General features: G+C 41.6%; 14 protein-coding genes. 4 read left to right on the top strand and 10 right to left on the bottom strand.

Going from position 1 to position 18,717, the window contains the following annotated elements; genetic code table 11:
- Positions 1-105 precede the first annotated feature (105 nt).
- Complete coding sequence (htpG, locus tag Q0954_RS06865) at positions 106-1,929, bottom strand: molecular chaperone HtpG (RefSeq protein WP_299455334.1); 1,824 nt, start codon at positions 1,927-1,929, stop codon at positions 106-108.
- A gap of 330 nt (positions 1,930-2,259) precedes the next feature.
- Between htpG and Q0954_RS06860 the strand changes: the two genes are divergently transcribed.
- Positions 2,260-4,161 (top strand): transglutaminase family protein, encoded by a 1,902-nt coding sequence (locus Q0954_RS06860; RefSeq protein WP_299455333.1) that lies wholly within the window; start codon positions 2,260-2,262, stop codon positions 4,159-4,161.
- A gap of 390 nt (positions 4,162-4,551) precedes the next feature.
- On the opposite strand, the gene Q0954_RS06855 is transcribed toward Q0954_RS06860, so the two are convergent.
- From Q0954_RS06855 to Q0954_RS06840, 4 genes are all read right to left on the bottom strand, one after another.
- Positions 4,552-4,704 carry a hypothetical protein gene (locus tag Q0954_RS06855; RefSeq protein WP_299455332.1) on the bottom strand — a complete coding sequence of 51 codons (153 nt, stop codon included), beginning with the start codon at positions 4,702-4,704 and terminating at the stop codon, positions 4,552-4,554.
- A gap of 69 nt (positions 4,705-4,773) precedes the next feature.
- On the bottom strand, positions 4,774-5,445 hold the full coding sequence (locus Q0954_RS06850; protein WP_299455331.1) for a hypothetical protein: 672 nt from the start codon (positions 5,443-5,445) through the stop codon (positions 4,774-4,776).
- 7 nt (positions 5,446-5,452) lie between these two features.
- Positions 5,453-7,240 (bottom strand): SH3 domain-containing protein, encoded by a 1,788-nt coding sequence (locus Q0954_RS06845; RefSeq protein ID WP_299455329.1) that lies wholly within the window; start codon positions 7,238-7,240, stop codon positions 5,453-5,455.
- A gap of 12 nt (positions 7,241-7,252) precedes the next feature.
- On the bottom strand, positions 7,253-7,609 hold the full coding sequence (locus Q0954_RS06840; protein ID WP_299455327.1) for a hypothetical protein: 357 nt from the start codon (positions 7,607-7,609) through the stop codon (positions 7,253-7,255).
- A 642-nt stretch (positions 7,610-8,251) separates the two neighbouring features.
- On the opposite strand from Q0954_RS06840, the gene Q0954_RS06835 reads away from it, so the two are divergent.
- Positions 8,252-10,756 (top strand): hypothetical protein, encoded by a 2,505-nt coding sequence (locus Q0954_RS06835; RefSeq protein WP_299455325.1) that lies wholly within the window; start codon positions 8,252-8,254, stop codon positions 10,754-10,756.
- Positions 10,757-11,177: 421 nt separating this feature from the next.
- Here Q0954_RS06835 and Q0954_RS06830 read toward each other — a convergent pair whose 3' ends face one another.
- The 4 genes from Q0954_RS06830 to Q0954_RS06815 form a co-directional block, all read right to left on the bottom strand.
- Positions 11,178-11,423 carry a hypothetical protein gene (locus Q0954_RS06830; RefSeq protein WP_299455323.1) on the bottom strand — a complete coding sequence of 82 codons (246 nt, stop codon included), beginning with the start codon at positions 11,421-11,423 and terminating at the stop codon, positions 11,178-11,180.
- A 249-nt stretch (positions 11,424-11,672) separates the two neighbouring features.
- The gene (locus Q0954_RS06825) at positions 11,673-11,894 is read right to left on the bottom strand and encodes a hypothetical protein (protein ID WP_299455321.1); all 222 of its coding nucleotides are present in this window, start codon (positions 11,892-11,894) and stop codon (positions 11,673-11,675) included.
- Between the two features lie 43 nt (positions 11,895-11,937).
- The gene (locus Q0954_RS06820) at positions 11,938-12,183 is read right to left on the bottom strand and encodes a hypothetical protein (RefSeq protein ID WP_299455320.1); all 246 of its coding nucleotides are present in this window, start codon (positions 12,181-12,183) and stop codon (positions 11,938-11,940) included.
- Between the two features lie 117 nt (positions 12,184-12,300).
- The gene (locus Q0954_RS06815) at positions 12,301-12,882 is read right to left on the bottom strand and encodes a sigma-70 family RNA polymerase sigma factor (RefSeq protein WP_299455319.1); all 582 of its coding nucleotides are present in this window, start codon (positions 12,880-12,882) and stop codon (positions 12,301-12,303) included.
- A gap of 1,084 nt (positions 12,883-13,966) precedes the next feature.
- On the opposite strand from Q0954_RS06815, the gene Q0954_RS06810 reads away from it, so the two are divergent.
- Positions 13,967-16,075: a hypothetical protein gene (locus Q0954_RS06810; RefSeq protein ID WP_299455318.1), complete on the top strand. Its 2,109-nt coding sequence runs from the start codon at positions 13,967-13,969 to the stop codon at positions 16,073-16,075.
- Between the two features lie 317 nt (positions 16,076-16,392).
- On the opposite strand, the gene rpe is transcribed toward Q0954_RS06810, so the two are convergent.
- Positions 16,393-17,040, bottom strand: coding sequence for a ribulose-phosphate 3-epimerase (gene rpe, locus Q0954_RS06805; protein ID WP_299455317.1), 648 nt, complete (start codon positions 17,038-17,040; stop codon positions 16,393-16,395).
- An 810-nt stretch (positions 17,041-17,850) separates the two neighbouring features.
- Between rpe and hisG the strand changes: the two genes are divergently transcribed.
- A complete protein-coding gene (gene hisG / locus Q0954_RS06800) occupies positions 17,851-18,711 on the top strand; it encodes an ATP phosphoribosyltransferase (RefSeq protein WP_299455315.1) in 861 nt (286 codons plus the stop codon).
- Positions 18,712-18,717: the final 6 nt, after the last annotated feature.

Raw genomic sequence — 18,717 nt, 5'->3', positions numbered from 1 at the left:
TCTTGATAAACATTAGACATGTATACCCAGGTCTTGAAAATAAAAATGCTACCCCCAGAAAGAGGCAGCATTTCGAAAAGAACTCTAAAATGTTTTGGCAGTGGTTTACTTTCCAACCAGTTCTACGCTTCGTTCGATAAACTTGGTAAGGTTGGCACCGGAAAGCAGGTTTTGAGAAAGTAACGCCAAGTCATAAGCCTGCAATACCAATGCTTTTTGCGCTTCTTCTTCAGCTTTTAATATTTTTTGAATAATGCTGTGGTTTCCATTAATAGACACCGTAAGTGCCGAAGGAAACTCGCCCAAGCCCATCATTCCGCTAGTTTTTGCCATTTCTTGCGCTCGACGCATAAACTCAGGCACCGTAATTACCACTGGCAACTCGTCGGTGGGCAGTGCTTCTACCTGCAGATTCAACGCATTGTTGTTCAGTGTTTTCTCAAATATTTCTTTGATTTTGGTAGTCTCCTCTTCCGACAATACACTTTCTTTTTCAGTACCTGTATCTATCAGTTTGTCCATCGTGTCGGCATCTACCCGTTTAAAGCTTGAGTTGGGTATTTTAGACTCTAAAGAACCCACAAAATGACTATCAATCATTTGGTTGTCTAAGAGTAACACATCGTAGTTTTGTTTGCGTGCCGAACTGATATAGGCATCTTGCTTGTCGGGGTCGTTAGAATACAAGTATACCACATTCTCGTTTTTATCGGTTTGTGCCGCCTGAATGTGCTCACGGTATTCGTCCAGGGTAAAGTACTTGCCTTCACTGTTTTTGAGCAAGCATATATTCTTTGCCTTGTCATAAAACTTCTCGTCGCTTAGAATGCCATATTTTACAAAGAACCCAACGCTTTCCCATTTTTCTTCAAAAGCAGTACGGTCTTTTTTGAACAACTCCTCTAGCTTGTCTGCCACTTTACGGGTAACATAGCCGTTGATCTTTTTCACGTTGGCATCAGATTGCAGGTAACTACGCGACACGTTCAATGGAATGTCTGGCGAATCGATGACGCCACGCAACAACATCAAAAATTCAGGCACTACGTCTTTTACTTCATCAGTAATAAATACCTGACGAGAATACAGCTGGATTTTGTCTTTGTAAAGGTCAAAGTTGTTGGTGATTTTTGGGAAGTACAACACCCCTGTCAAGTTAAAAGGGTAGTCTACATTGAGGTGAATCCAAAACAATGGGTCGGGCGACATGGGGTACAACTCTTTGAAGAAAGCAAGGTAGTCTTCGTCTTTTAGTTCACTGGGCGACTTTGTCCAGATAGGCGTCGTATTGTTGATTTGTTCGCCATCGAGCTCTATAGTAATAGGTAAAAACTTGCAATACTTGTCTAAGATACCACGCAAACGTGCCTTGTTCAAAAACTCTTTAGAGTCTTCAGCTACCTGCAATATAATATCGGTTCCGCGTTCTTTTTTTTCTCCTGGCGAAATCTCAAATTCAGTACTGCCTTCACATTCCCACTGGGCAGCCTCGGCACCCTCTTTATGCGAAAGCGATACAATTTTCACTTTTTCGGCCACCATAAAAGCAGAGTAAAAACCCATACCAAAGTGTCCGATAATTTCTTTGCTGTCTCCTTGTTCGCTGTCTTTGTATTGTTCTATAAACTCAGTAGCCCCAGAAAACGCCACCTGGTTGATATACTTTTTAATATCTTCGGCAGTCATTCCAATACCGGCGTCGCTCACGGTAATCGTTCCTGCTTCTTCGTCGATGCTTACCTGTACTTTTAGCTCGCCTACTTCGCCTTGGTACTCGCCCATAGCCGCCAGTCTTTTGAGCTTTTGGCTGGCATCCATTGCGTTGGCTACCAACTCTCGCAAGAAGATTTCATGGTCAGAATACAAAAACTTCTTGATAATAGGAAAGATATTTTCGGTGCTTACGGAAATTGTTCCTTTTTCTTGCATGATTTTTAAGCCTTTTTTTTAGATTCTTTTACCAAACTACCACGCATTTTTTGGGGCTTATGCCCCCATACCTGGTAGTGTGTTTTTTTGATTAAAATGGCTGTGTTCAAAACCTATTCCAAACAAGGCAGTATGTCATATTGTCATAAACAACCGCAAAAAGCCAAACAAAAGCCTTATTACCAACAATTATTTTATCATATACGTTTTATACAAAACATTCCTTTTATATTTTATTTTTTTGCATAATTTGTACCCAACGCTTATATCACGCTATACGACATACAAAGCCGACAATTAGTCTATTTACCAACAAACGCGATTGATCCTATGAAAATATTACACTTTTACCTGCTCCTTTTATGTTTTAGCTTTTTACCTGGTGCCATTATCGGCCAAAATAAAACATACCGCCAGGCATCTCCTGCCTCATTGTCATCTATGTTGCTAGAGTCTAGCATTACCTATGAGTTTGTCTGGGACAAACACTACCAACTGCCCCAGGTAATAGAACTCACCCTTGACCGGGTAATCGGACTTGAGCCACAACAAACGCTTTACCGCGCCAAGTTTTACGACCAACACTCGCGTATTGTCAAGGCAGAATGCCTCAATAGCGACGGACAATTGCAAAAAATGGGTACAGTACTATGTGGCAATCACTCTATTCAGGGAATTTTTTATTCCGATGCCCAAATTTGTCGTTACCCACTGGAGTTCAAAAACGCTGGACAAACGCTGAGTCTCAAAACTCTTAAACAATACAATGATGTAAAATACCTCACAAGTGTCTATTTTCACGAAGATTTGCCCACCAGCACCAAAAAGATTGTTTTTATCATACCCGAATGGATGGAGGTAGAACTAAAGGAGTTTAACTTTGAGCCTTTTGCGGTTTCGAAAACAAAAAAATACCTTGCCCATCGCAAAGCATGGCAACACACTTACGAGGCACACAACCTGACTGCACTTTCCAGAGAACATTTTATGCCGGGCAACTCGCACGTGTACCCACATATATTAGTGCTTGCCAAAAGCTTTACCAAAAATCAACAACGTCAGACTTTGTTGGCTTCTACCGATGATTTGTACGCCTGGTATTCAAGCCTGACCGATCAGGTAAAAAACCATCCCCAAAATCTACGCCCTTTGCTTAGGCACGTTATAGAGGGCAAACAAGGCGATTTGGATAAAATCAAGGCAATCTACTATTGGGTGCAAGACAACATCCGTTACATTGCTTTTGAAGACGGCATTGCCGGATTTAAACCTCAATCGGCCAATAAGGTGTTTGACCAAAAGTATGGCGACTGTAAGGGCATGGCCAACCTTACCAAGGCGTTGCTCAAGCTGGCGGGTTACGATGCGCGCCTTACCTGGATAGGTACCAATCATTTGGCTTACGACTACTCTATTCCTTCGCTGGCGGTAGATAACCACATGGTATGCACAGTATGGCTCAAGGGCAAACGGTATATTTTAGATGCCACCGAAAAGTTCAATGCCTTGGGCGATTATGCCGAACGTATTCAGGGGCGCCCGATTTTGATAGAAAATGGAGATAAATATATTTTGGACAAAGTGCCTGTATTGAGCAATACCCGCAACCTGGTGATTGGCACCCAAAAAGCTTTTATCAAGGATGGGGCGCTACAAGGCAAAGGCAGCATGGAACTATCGGGCGAAAACAAGCAAATGTTGCTTTACTATTTGCACACGACCCCTACCCAACGCCGCTCTCGGTTTATCAAAGGGGTGATTTCGTCGCGCAACCCAAACTTTGAGGTGCTATCGAGTCAAACCAGCAATGTAAACAACCGCGAACAGCCTTTCGAGATTCAGTATCGTTTCCAAAACAAGGCACAGGTCAACGAGTTTGGCAATGAGTTGTACATTGATATTGATTATGCTAAAGAATACAAAGCCTCTATTATAGACACCAACCGCTTGTCTTATGTAAAGTTTCCGGAGAAGGTGCTCAACCTGACCAACATTACGCTGAACATACCCAAGGGTTATAAAATAAAACACTTGCCCACCAATATGGAGTTTATGCACCATAAATTTTCATTTAGAGTAAAGTTTGAACAGAAGCAAGGTAAAATACTGTATGTCAAAGAGATAGTGGTAGGCGATGGCATCATCCCTAAAGAGTGTTTTAAAACCTGGAACGAATGTATTATTCAGCTCAACAAAATTTATGAAGACCAGGTGGTGCTGGTGAAGGAATAGGCTGTCTTGCATAGGGGGCTAGGAATGCCTCTAGTTTGAGTAAAGGAGTATTCAAACAAAAAAAGCCCAAAAGTATATGAACCTTTGAGCTATAAATAACTATTACAATAGTCCATAGTATTTAGTCCATAGCTGATTCGAGTAAATGTTCACCTTATTAAACCCTGTAAATCAGTAGTTTATACTAAAGTTGTTTACCTACTTTATTTTTCAAAGGGTTTCAGTTTTACGTCTAAACACGTAATTAAATAGTTTTTAAACTTATAACCATTTGATAACCGAGCCTCTGGCGAGTCCTTAGATACCGATGTATATCGGTGCTCAACGAAGGTAATCAGTAGTCAACTTTGGCTAAAATCACTGCGGAGTATTGTATTAGTAACAAGCTATTTATTCGTCTTCATCTACATAGCCATAGTGCCAGTTTTGTTCACTTTCTTTGCCCCAAGTAATTTGATTTGTTCTTTCACCTGTTTTAACAAACTCTTCTATTGCTAACAATGCTTCTTCTCTTGTAATAAAGAATTTTGTAGGTAAAAGCACAGGGTCACCCTTGGATAAAGGGTACAAAACCAGACATTAATCAATGCCTGACTTGAACTAAACATTACCTTATAAATCCTTTAAATACTGCCTCTCAATTACTTCTTCGGGTTGGTCTTCATCATCCATTCTATTTTCTAGCTCATATTTGTTTACTCTAGCGTATTTTGTATTGTCATACACAGGCTCAATGCCAGTAAGTTGTTCAATCTTTTCTAATGCATTTTTTAGCCTTGGAGCATTCAATTGGTATATTTCTGGTTGAGGCTCTGCTAGTAAGTTATAAGGTAGCCATATATCTGCATCGGTGATAATTCTTATTCCCTCGTAACTAAATTGTATAGTGAAAATACCTTTGGAGGTTTTATGCCCACTTTCTTGGAAAATCTCTGAGCTTCCCATCAGGTATAAGTCTCTTATAGGTAGTAGATTATGTATGTTAGAGTATTGCAACAATAGTTTTTTAATATCTATTATTTCATTTTTACTTACTTGTATGTGCTCTTCCGTTGTATCGTGTTTTTTTGGTTGATCAAAATAACTGATTTCTATATCTGTCAATGTAAATAGATGCAACTCACGTAATGTATTTAATATAACATCAAGTATACTTAACCTATTGTCTTTTTCATTATCACAAGCAGGGTTGAAGTTTTTTATAATCCCCATGCTCGCTTCAAAAAAATCATAAAACCATTCAGCTACTCCATATTGTCCTTGAGTAATTCTTTTGATAATCATATTTAATCTAGTATTTTTTTGTTACACCATCTTTAAAAGTAAGGTGAATCTTGACCCCACCAAATTTACCATCTGATTTTTGAGCTTTTATAGCCTTCAACCTGTTACTTTTCACAAACTCCTTGTATGTCATATTTACCATCCTAATATCAATAACTTTTCTAAATTCTCTTGGTGCATTTGAAAATTGTGCTAACCCTTTTTTAATATTGTCGAACAGTTTTTTATTGCTTGTAACGTATTTTAGCTGATAAATAACAGATTTATCCAAACCTGATTTTATGACTACTGCACCAACATCAGCATCGTATCCCCATTTTTGTGTATCACGTTCAAAGAATATATCCTTAAACCCTTTGGCTTTCAGGTCATCAGCGGCATTTAATGCTTGGGTGGTTTTGGCTACGTTTAGTTCCCCTTTTTGTTTAAGTTTTGACATTAGGTCATAATAACCAGGGCAGGTATTATGATCACCTTTTACAATTCGTTTCGCAAGTGCTTCTCCTCCTCCTTCTGTTTTTAGTTGCTTAATAATTTGATTCATTTTTGAATCGCTTAACTTAAGGTTCTTTTGTAAAGCCTCTTTTACACCCTTTTCCAGTACTGCATCAGCCAATTTTGGCAAGTTATCAATATCTGTGAGGTTATCTTTTTTCTTTCTCCGCCAAAATAATAGCCATTCAAGTCCATTTTTCTCCAACATTGCTTGTTCAGCCTTGCCCAACTTACTTTTAGCAGCAGTAATTACTACCTTCTTCAAGCTTTGAAACTTATTGATAATCGGCACCAACTTCTCAATCCTGGCGAGGTTTTTTACCAAGCCACCGCCCGCACTCAGTATAGCAAGGGCTATTTCAAACACGATTTGCCCTAGTACCTGCCCTCTGAAAAACCATTTATCGTAGGGGTTAGGGGCATTCCATTTTTTTTCAAAGTCACCCAGTATTTTTCCAAATAGCTTTTGTACGTCATCCCAGGACATACTAAATAGCTGCTTGAACATCGCGTACAACTCGCCCGTAAAGAGTTGATAAATGAGCTTTACCAAACCTGTAACAGTATCATACGCCCCTTTGAGCAAACCAAAATTAAAGCCTAACAAAAAGCCCGTAGAACCTTTGCCAAATTCAATGGCAAGGTTGTGTATATCGCTACGTTGGCTTAATTTACCCGCTTTTTTCAAGTCATTGATATACTCAGTAGAAGGCAGCCTTACAGTATGGTCTTTCTTGATCCGGATGGTTTGGTATAGGTCACGGGCAGGCTTCATAGATGGGTCTAACAAATCGCGCCACCAACTGCCCCCTTCTCCGGTGTAATATACCCCAGGGTTGTCTTTGTTGAGGTTGGCAAAAGCCTCGGCAATGGTGCGTAAGTCGTCACCTACCTTGAGGTCGTAGGTGGCACCGTATTCTTGCATGAGCAGCTTCTCCAGGGTTTCCCCTTTTTTTACCTCGTGTTTGCGTTTGGTAAAAATGGCTTGGGGGTCAGGGATGTTTTGTTTGAGGTAACGGGCCTCTATCCATCCCGTTTGAGTTTTGCCGTTGTCCTCCACAATTTGTATCAATGCCCAACCTTCGTGTTCCTCATTGCCATAGCCTATAATGGTTACTTTGGTGCCTTGGGGGTATACTTTGCTCGCAATGCCTTGCTTTAATTGATAATCGCTGTCTTGAGTGTCAGGGGTACTGTGCAGTCTGATGCCTTCTTGGGCATTTACCAAGGCATCAAGCAATGCTACCGAACCTATATATTCGTTGTTGGGGTCAGCTTTGGGTTGCTTACTCGGAAACACATACTCTATTACTCATGTACCCGATGGGTTTTGAATCACAAAGTTGATCTTTTGGCGGTGCTCATCGTCGGTGTATTGCACCTTGCTAAAATAGCCTGTATAACGTGGGTCACCTTCTTTGAGCTTTTGCTGAATGTGGGCGTATACATCGCGGGTAGACAAAGGGTGAGTTCCGGCGCTAAACACGGGTTGGGTACCACTAAAATCTGCCGATACTCCGGTATAAATCAAGTACTCAAACTCGGTATAATGGGTACGTTTGGGGTGGGGTATTTCAAAGATCACAGGTTCGCCCCCACTGGTAGTAGTGCGCAAAGGAAAGCTTTCCGTAAAACGGGGGTCTTCGGCTTCTTTGCGTCTTTTGATCAAGGCAAATATTTCTTTGGCATCAATGGGTTCATCGCCCTTGTCTACCTTGGTAAAGCGCGGTTTGTTGCCGCTAAAATCAGCCGTGATACCTGTTTCACTATCATAGTATACCTATCGACTAAATACTATGGACTATTTTAAAGAAATATGTATCAAGACAAAATTAAATACACCTAATATTCAAGTATAACTATCACATTATGAGATAGTTATCTCTACTTATGGCTTATAGTTAATTGCACCGATATTCATCGGTATCTAAGGACTTGCTGCTACTTACCCAAGTAAAACGGAAAAAATACAGTCATCCGAATTTGGTGTAAAATCTGCAGGCGTAGTCATAACCAAGGCAAGCCTTCTGGGGCTCAAAGCCTACAGTTAACGAAGTCAGCGCGTAGCAAGTGCTGTTTCACCATTGAAATTCAAACAACAAACTCGTTTTTAAACAAGCGCTTATCAAACATTCTCTACCTGCACCAAAAAAAAATAAATCTTGAGGGACACTTTTGCCATTGCTCATACTATATCAGCAACTACGTAATCTCTACGATTACAAATCTCTAAGTAAAACGGAGAAAATAAAGTAATCCAAATGGATGAGGTTATTTTTATAGTTTTACTAATATTTAAAATTACATTTTTATGCAAAAACCTCATATCAACCAGGCTTTAGGCAAAACCACCTTCAACCAAAGCCTTCGCGCGTTTATCAACGACGCAAACAACCAAGCCATTGCAAAACTGCCGATGGTGGCAAAAATCATTTATGCCGATGGCAAAGAACATCACCTGGGCATACTTTCTACCGATTCGAACGGTTATATTTCGTTTAAATTTGTGGTAGAACCTCACTCAGAAATCAAGGCAATTTCGCTGGCTCCACTGGGGCTTGACCACTTGGCACAAGATGTTTTCCCTTTGCTACATAAACAGGGAAATATGTCGGGCATAGAGCTGACATACAATGATGCCGTTAACATCAGAAGCATGATTGCAAGCGGTAAAAACCAAAGTTTTCTTAGCATTCAAAACCCTGACCCATTGGATTATCACATCTCTCCTGGGTCGTTGGCTACCCAACCTGAGCTTACGCTGGGCAATGGCGATTGTGCTCGCTTAATTCCAGCACACAACACTACCTACACTTATCAATATGGCGAAATTGTCAAGAAAAATGCGCCTCTTGAGAATGTCACTATAGCCTCTTTGACCAATAGTGATTGTAGTGAAAAAGTAAAGGTAGTGGCTATAGGAGAAGGCAAGCTTCAGGAATACAAGCTTGACATCATTCCCAAAGGCTACTCGCTGGGCGAACTGCTTTATTCTGTTACGCTGGCTCCCTGCGAGTCAGTACGCATTGCGGTCATCGACTGGATAAGACAGGAACAGGCTTACCGCCAGGAAAACAATTTTTATCAAGAGACCTACATCAGTCAATACAACCGTAGCTTGTTTGCCCAAGAGGTTTTGTCTGCCAGTCTTCAGGAGCGCTCCTTTTCGTTGGGTGTGCAAACAGGGGTAGGCAATAGCAATAAAGCCTCTGCCAGCGGCAATGCAAGCATTCCCCTAAAAGGAGCAACTATAGGTTTGGGAGGAGCTTTGTCTTCTGCCGTTACCAGCTTTGTAAATGTTGGCATTGGCTATAGCAGTGGGCGCCGTCAGATTGCTGCCGAGTCTACCCAAAGCATGGTAGACAACATCCAACAAAGGGCCAACCTTGCCCGTCGTTATAGCAGCTCTATAGTGATGGAGGCCAATCAGGTAGAGCAGGAAAGCGTGATCACCCGCGCCATTTGCAACCACAACCATTGCCACACCCTCAATGTGTTTTATTACCAGGTAATACAACACTACCTTATCCAAAACACTTTTATAGGTGAAGGAGATATTTATTGGGTAAAATATGAAAACAATGGGTTTACTGAAGAAAATGTGATTCGTTATCAACATTTGCTAAAAAGTGCCTTGCTCGATCCATCTTTGCTGCCTTGCTTTCAAGCCTTGGAAAAATCGTTTTTGTGTGAAGGCACTTCAAATGGGGGGGGTGGCACCACTCCAGTGGTGGGCGACTTGTATACGCAACGAATTGAGGGGGAAATAAAAATAGGTGATACGACAGGGTCGCCTTTTGACGGGGAACTGTACCTGGAGATTACGGTGGCTGGGCTAAACGAAGTAATCCACGGCAACCCGCTGGAGCCTATAGGCACCAAAAAGCCAGGCAAAAAGAGGTATGAAAAAGGGAAAACTTACTCGTTTGCATTTAACTTGTCGAGCCCGGTAAAGGTAAGCGATATTCAACAGATTACTCTCAGAAGCGAACCTGATGAATGGACAGATGCTAAATTTATACTAGACCACATCAAAGTCAATTACACCACAGTTGAAATAGGGGGCTTGTTTTCTTTGCTGAACAATGGCAACAATGTAAGTATGGCAAAATCTGACCGAAAAACATACCAGACCAGCCCCGAACGTACCACGTATGAATACGAGGAAGATGTTCCAGGAGCAGGAACACCTGGCACAGGTACAAACGCCAACCAAGCTTGTTGTACGCAAAGGCTGCTCAGACACCTCAATTGCAATAAGTTGCACTACAATAAGGCGATTTGGCTGTATGAAGATGCCGACGAAAGGGCGATTCGTTTTGAAAATGTAATAGCTAATGGAGAGCCCTTGATCAATCAGATTAAAAACGAGCCCATTGCCATTCAGGGCAATTGTGTGGCGTTTAAAGTGTCGGACTATGCTTTGCAAGCACAAACTCCGATTATTACCAAAGAACATATTACAATGCCTACACGTGGGATTTTCTCTGAGGGTATTTTGGGGCATTGCAATACTTGCGAAAAGGTAAACGATGAGGTGTTTTGGGACTGGTCTGAATCTCCCTGTAATTGTGGAGCACCTGATATTACCGTAGCTACGGGCAATGCTGGCAGCAACTTGTCGGGGAGCGATGCACTTAAACCCACTGATTTTATGCAAAACTCTGTCAATGTGCAAACAGGTGGCGATATACCCGTCAGTGCTTTGGGTAATCTTTTGGAGGCGCTTTCGGCAGATTCTAAACTGCGTGACCCTGAGGTGTTGGCAGACCTTTCCGAGTTGTTTAAAACGTTGGGGGGCGATGGTGATAAATAGGGTTTGTTGATTTAGATTGTTGACTCACTCAAAGCCTTGCCTGGAACTGACCGGGCAGGGCTTGCTTTATATTTTGATCAAAAATAAATAACCTTCTTAGGAACGGTGTCAAAATAAATTTACATTCTTAACCTCATCTTTTTTGGACATGCTTCGTTAAAAAAACTTGCCATAGCTATGGCTATGCCGCGTTTTTTGGCCTCGCTTGACCAAAAAATATTTCCTTAAACTATGGAACTTTATTTTTGCATCGTTCCTTAGGAATGGTACCAAAATAAATTTACATTCTTAACCTCATCTTTTATTAAACTATAGAAATTTATTTTTACACCATTCCTTAAAGGATATTTTCAGGGTATTCTCATATTTGACAAGCACTTTTCGAGGCATTGATGCAGGGTTTTCTTATAAAACTAAAGCTCTAAGTGCCATTAAGGGCAAAAGCAACATCACCCATATTCTTAGTGGCATCGCTGCCCAAGCTAAAACTGATGGTTTGGGCTTTTTTGGTCACCGTCAATGTACGAGCAATGGCGGGCGCAGATGCGTACTTTTCGTTGCCTGCCTGGGCTGCCGTAATAGTGGCAGTACCTGCCCCTACCACAACTGCCAAGTTGCCCGAAACAATTACCACCGATGAATTGCTGCTACTAAAGCTCACCGCCAAAATCAACCTTGCTTTTGTTGGCCACCACCGCCGCCCCCTGCTTTACCTCCAAAGGGGAAACAAAGGAGTAAGCTTGCGCAGGGCATGATTACTCCAGTCTACAAAATAAACATTCCCTAATGCGTCTACTGCTATTCTGGATTGTTGTTGGCATCCAAAACTATGTCCCAAACATCGCCCATGATTTTTTTGGTAGAGATCACCCCAGTGGCGATGTCTACCTTTCTAATTCGCCATTTTCATAATCTGCTATATAGATATTGCCCGCAGTATCCAGGTAATGGCATCCAAACGGTACGCTTTATTATTTGTCCGGTCAGCTATGTATACATTGTTCTGGGCATCTATAGCTACCTCTGAAAGGTTATCGTAATTAGATAAAACCGTGTTGATTTTGTACTGGTGTTGCCCCGATGCCTCAAGGCTAACGATACACAAAAGTGTAATAAAAAAATAGTATACTTGTTTCATTGTATAATGGGTTTGTTGGCAAGCCAAGCTTTGTATAAAATGGTTATTTTTGAACAGTTGCATGGGTAAGTTTTCGAACGCGCGCAGAGCTGGCTTTTATTGCTTGCTTCTTGCGGTGGGCACCTGCAACCAAATGAGTCGGGCTAAAAAACCTGGCATGGTTAACTACCCGTTTGTTTCTGCCATTATCCAGAGTACCTGTGGTTACGCTGACGCTCACTACGCCCGCTTGAGCAGAGGCCTTGCGCCTTTGGCGCTTATGATAATCTCCGATATGTACTTGTTTCATGAGCTGTGATTGATTTAAATAATGATTGATTCAATTCAACTTTTTGCACCCCAACTCTACATTTTGGTGAGTTGCACTTATTCAGTCGTAACAAGGGCGGCAAAAGACGCAATCTTTTCAAAATAATTTTAAATTTTCCAATTCTTTGAGCAGTGCCTGTGGCTGTTTTACCCCCTGCCTTAGGTGATAGTCCACTATTTGTCCCCGCTCGTTTTGCTCTACCTCAAAAAAATGGCTGATCGTTTCTTTGAACTTTTTTCGTGCCCGCTGTATGCGCGATTTGGTAGCCGCAAGGGTCAAACCAAGCCTTTGGGCTACCTCTTTTTGGGGAAGTTGCTCCAGGTCGCTCAAAAGCAACGGGGCTCCGTATTCTTCGGGCAAGTAGTTTTCAATTATAAATTCAGACAGCTTGTACAGCGGGGTAATGGCCGAAGCCTCTAGTATACATTCGGGCAGGTCGTGGGTAGTCAGTCGTTCGTGCCCCTGATCTTTGCGGTAAAAATCTATGGTGGTGTGCCTGGCCACCTGAAAAAGCCAGGTCTGGTAGTTTTTTACTGGGTGTTGTTGTACCAATGCCTGGTGAAGCTTGATGCCTACTTCTTGTAATATGTCTTTGCACAAGACCTCACTGTGTACCTTTTTTTTGATAAGACCTAGCAGTAGGTGCTCATTTTGATTCCATATTTTTTCAAAAGTCATCCTGATTATGTTTTTGGTTAAAGCATAAGTGTATCATACAACTATAAGTTTGCACCCTAATTAATTGTATAATACAACTTAACTGATAGATTTAGATGCAAAAGCGGTGAAGGTGGTTGTCTATGTAGACAATAAGGAATGGTGAGAAATTAAATTACCATTCTTGAGGTAGAGGTTTTGTTTTGAGACGAGGCTATTTTTTGCGCCCATAGCAGCGCTACGGGCAATAAAAATAACGAAGTATCAAGGCGAAAAATCACCCCTTAGAGTGTAAATTTATTTTTGAACAATTCCTAAGCAACCCACAGACCCTAAGAAAATAATGACCTGTGGGCGATTTTTAGCATTCAATGATGTTATAGTGTACTCTTATATTGATATTTTTCAATGACCAAATCTATGAGAAATGCCTGGCTACACGCAAGCAGTTTTATAGCAAGCGGCAATGGTTTTATACCAACCTGGCAGTTAGGCAAGTGGTTATTTTACAAAAAGTAGTATTATACAACCTTTTAGCTCAAACAGCTTTGGCAAGCTTAAAGGTTGGAGGGGTAAATTTACCAGAAGTACTGCCTATTTTTTTTACCCAATGCCAAACGCTCAACCAGCGCGTTGAGACTATTCTCAAATATGATAAGTAAGTTTTGAATTGAAAACCCACTGTTTTTTTCTTTTTTTGCAAATGTGAGAAAACCTGTTTTTCACTTTATACTTCTTTGTTATTGTGATGATTCAAACTACTTCTGTGCTGCAAAGAAACGGCGTATCTTCTGCATATAAAAGTAGTCACATTTATAGCCCATAGTGACACAAATGTTACCATGGCTGTTTTTCAGCTTGTTAGAAATGAAAAAAAATGCCTCATTGACTTAAGTTTTTTTCAACTCACGCTTTCAAACAGAAGAAAAGCGTTAAACTTCGTTCAAAAGCAAGTCGAAAACCTGGCTCTGTTGTCAGGCATGAAGTCTGAAGGCTTCAAGCAATAAAGGGAAGCACAAACCCCTGCCCAAAAATTTCCTTTTTCCCCTCATATCTTTTATATTGAAGCATTACTCACTGAATGTTCACCAGATAAATATTCATAATGAAGTACAAGATTTTGTTTGTATTGCTTTGGCTTGCTTTGCCTGCTTTACACGCCCAACAATTGTCGTTTGCGGCAAAAGAAGTAAGGCAAGAAATATGGGGCACGCCTGATGCCGACTTTACGGCTACCAAAGCACCCGCCAAATGGCGCAAAGAATCGGCGGTGATACTGGGCAAGAGTTTTAGGTTTGAGTATGGCAGGAAGAGTGGTTCACAAAAAATTTACAAGCGCACTTATTTGCGTGAACGCATCCAACTGATAGACAAGTCAGCAGTAGAAGAATATTCTGAGTTTACCTTTAAACAAATAGACCATACATGGGGCGACAAACTCTATTTTGGTATCAAAGTAATTAAACCCAATGGCGTAGAAAAAGAAATTCCGCTGAGCGAATCGGTCAAAATGCAAACCCAAAAAGGCAGCGAAACGGTGTCTTACCAAAAACTGGCGATTCCTGACCTGGTGCCGGGCGATATCATAGATTATTACATTTTCTCGAAAGAGATTCTAAGTGTTGCCACCACTACCCAACTGCCCGAAATGTCTATTTTGTTGGCGGGCGAATACCCTACAGTACGCCAAAAAGTAGTGCTGGCTATAGACCCCAACATTTACCTGAATGTGCGTGCTTTGAACAATGCCCCTGACTTTGTGTATAATGAGGAAGAAGATTTGTATTTGCTGCGTGATGGCAACCGCGAAAAATTGAGAAAGTCGCTGTGGTTTATAGAACAACGATCGGTACCCATGGTCAGATTTCAGGTATTTTTTAGCCCTCAGAAATTTACGGGAAAAAAGGGCAAGCCTAAGTTTAGCATTACCCCGGCAGACGTGCTCAACGCTTTGAAAGAGTACCCCAAAAAAAGCAAGGCAGCGGTTGATTTCTACAAAAAATTTAGGGCTTACCTCAAAGCCAGCAACAAGCGAAAACTAAGCAATGAAGACAAACTAAAAGAGGCTTATTATTTCTTTAGGCATCAATACCAAATAAGCATGCTTGAGCAAGCCATTGTGTTTCAGAAGGTAGACTTGAGCCGTATCAAAACAGACCAAGACTTTGTAAACATCATGGCATATTGGCTGAACAAGTACAAGTTTGAATACGAAGTAGTGGTGGCGGTGTCGCGCAAGATTGCCCGCCTTGCTGACTGGATCATTCCTCAGGAAGCCTCTTTGCTGTTGAAAGTCAACGGCAAACAAAGCTACTATTTGCAAAACCCGGTGTTGTATGACTACTTTGGCGAAATAAGTCCAGCACTGCAGGGAGTACAAGGCTACAGTTTGCCTCTACACACCCCCCACCCCCAACGCAAAGTAAGCAAGATACGCCTGCCTCTGCCAGGACACTCTTACCATACTACTTACTACCGCACCGAGGTATGGATGGAAGAACCTCTGCAAACGTTGAGGATAAAACAAAAAACAGTGTTGGCGGGCGCCAGCCGAAGTGGGTACCAAACCCTGATGGTGAACCCTTATGAAATGATTGAGGAGAGTTTTCCTACATATGGCACCAAAACCCAAAACAATAGTGCCAAAAACCAACGCATACACCAGCGCCTAAACGATGAACGCAACGCAGGCTTTAGGCTCACGCTTAAGGCAGAATACAATAATGACATTGTGGCACTCAACCAACTCAGGGTTACCGAAAACGGCATTTGGCACCACAAGCCACTGCTCAAGTTTGAAAGCGAGTTTGTAATGCCTAATCTTGCCAAAAAAGTGGGACAAAACTATATTTTTGAAGCAGGCAGACTCATTGGCAAACAGGTAGACATAAAAATACTTAAGAAAAAACGGGTGTATGATGTGTATATGCCTTACGCCAGATCATTTAAAAACGACTTAATCATCCATTTGCCGAAAGGCTATACTGTGCAAGGCTTAAGCAAGCTGCAAAAAAAGGTGATCAACGAAACTGGAGGGTTCGAGAGCTCCGCAAAACTCCAAAATCAACAATTGATCATTACTACCTACAAATACTACACACGCCATTATGAACCAGTAAAACAATGGGACAAACTAAGGGCTTTTCTCAAGGCTGCACATCAGTTTACCCAACAAAAACTTTTGCTGAAAAAGCAAACCACCAGCGACAAATAAGGGAGTAACCAACAAATAGCATACGCATTTGATGGGTGATGCTTTACCCAAAAATAAGCCCTTTATTTACTGCTTACTCCCTAAAACCTAATGCTCTAAGCACTAGTGCATTGGAAACTAAATTCCTATCATATTATTCGGAGCCTTTAGCCCGCTTACTTTACTTCAAAAAGTAACGCGTAGCTTTGGCTATGCGCACTTTTTGAAGTGCGTCAGCAAACAAAATACCCTCGAATAAATAATTTATTTAATCCCCAATGCACTAGCTACTTGTCGCTTGTGGCTTGCAGCTTGTTACTTACTATATTGCTCAAAAACTATCCCTTAAGCCCGGCAATGGTGGCTATAGGATCTTCGGCGCGAAACACAAAACTACCCGCTACCAGCACATCGGCTCCTGCCTCAATCAGTTTGGGCGCATTCTGGCTGTTTACTCCTCCGTCTATTTCTATACGTAAAGGCGTGTTTTGTGCCTCTGCCATTGCCCGTAGCTTGCGTACTTTTTGGTAAGTTTGTTCAATAAATTTTTGCCCGCCAAACCCGGGGTTTACCGACATTAAACACACCAAATCTATGTCGTGCAGGGTATCTGCCAACAAGTCTACCGAGGTATGTGGATTGAGCGCCACCCCTACTCTACAATCCAGGTCGCGGAGCTGCTGCAGGTTGCGATGCAAGTGTGGACAAGCCTCATAATGCACCGAAATGGTGTCGGCACCCAGTTTTTTGAAAGTTTCTACATAGCGTTCGGGTTGCTCTATCATCAAGTGCACATCCAATGGTTTCTTGGCGTGTTGCTGAATGGCTGCCAACACAGGCATACCAAACGAAATGTTAGGCACAAACATGCCATCCATAATGTCGATATGAATCCAATCTGCCGAACTTTCGTTCAACATTTCTACTTCTTTTTGAATATTGGCAAAGTCTGCTGCCAAAATAGAGGGGGCAATAATAGGTGCCATAATAATATTTATATAAAATTTAATGATGATGTAGATAGTCGATAGTCCAATGCTGTTTCCTTAAGCTTTAAGCAGCTGAAAGTTGTGGATACGCTTTAGTCGATGGTCGATAGTGTTGACGCATACTATAAAACTTCCACTAAGGACTTGAGGCTGTGGGGACTGCTGACTCCCGACTAATAAAAATTAACCTTTTAGTAATAACGAGTTAAAAACGCTGCAAATCAGATACTTACAAAGCAATGCAAGCCATTTTGACCTACTTAAGCTCGTTTTTATTGGCGCAAATATAGGAAATCCCACTTCTTTTATTTTATATTTGTTCAACATTACAACACAGATAATTGTAATTAAACCAATGAAAACGATAAATTTCTTATTTACTCAATTCTCCTGTGGCTCACCCCAGGACCCAAGCACCAACAGCACAGATGCTGTTACATTCATTGCCCCTTTAGCTACTGCTAACATCCATCATCATCCCCATCATTTGGCGCATCATCATTGCCATTAATTCTTGTATTGCCTTCACTCTTTTTCTCAAAAAAACCCACAGGCATACAAAACAGTTTCACATTTATTTTTCTTGTTAACTTTCATACAGTTTAGAATCGAGTCAGACGCTTTGTACTGCTTCGTATGCTAAACACACTCCTATTTTTTGGTCAAACCCGTGTTTGGGTTGATCAATTCGCTGGTGGCTTGGTATGATATAATATTAGACATTTGGCGCAAGCTTGCTTTAGAGCTTGTAGCTAATGGCTTGATTCTCTTTTTTTTGACAAAAACTATCTAAACATCAAAATACTCATGCAAAATAAAATTACCATTGCTATCCAAAAATCAGGGCGGTTATACGACAAATCGGTAGAATTGCTCAAAGAATGTGGCATCAGGTTTAACACCTACGGCAACCGCCTCAAGGCAGAAGCGACCAACTTTCCCTGTGAAATCTTGTTTTTGCGCGTATCTGACATTCCGGCGTATGTAGAAGATGGCGTGGTGGACATAGGCATTATTGGCGAAAATGTACACATCGAAAAAAACAAGTTTATAGATGTGGTAGACTACCTTGGTTTTTCTAAATGCCGGGTGTCGTTGGCGGTGCCCCGCGAAGCCGACTACCAAGGGCTGGAGTATTTTCAGGGCAAAAAAGTGGCGACCTCTTACCCACACACGTTGAAAAGTTTTTTTGAGAAAAAGAACATTCAGGCAGAGGTGCACCTTATCAATGGCTCGGTAGAAATTGCCCCCAGTATTGGGCTTGCCGATGCCGTGTGCGACATTGTGAGCACGGGCAGTACCTTGCTGAGCAATGGCTTGAAAGAGGTAGAAACTATCTTAAAGTCGCAGGCAGTAATAGTGGCCAACCAAAACCTAAGCCCTGATAAACGCGCCCTGCTCGACAAGTTGATGTTTAGGGTAAAGGCATACAAAAAAGCCAAACACACCAAATATATTTTGATGAACGCCCCCAACGATAAACTAGAAGAGATCACGGCGATTATCCCTGGAATGAAAAGCCCAACCATTTTGCCCCTTGCCGAAGAAGGCTGGAGCTCGGTACATTCGGTCATCAATGAGGATGACTTCTGGGACATTATTGACCAGTTGCAGGAAAAGGGCGCTGGAGGAATTTTGATTGTACCTATTGAGAAAATGATTGTGTAATTAGCG

The sequence above is a fragment of the uncultured Microscilla sp. genome (assembly GCF_947493425.1).
GTDB lineage: Bacteria > Bacteroidota > Bacteroidia > Cytophagales > Microscillaceae > Microscilla.
The sequence above is the reverse complement of the archived record's forward strand: the minus strand, read 5'-3'. Positions and strand labels throughout refer to the sequence as shown.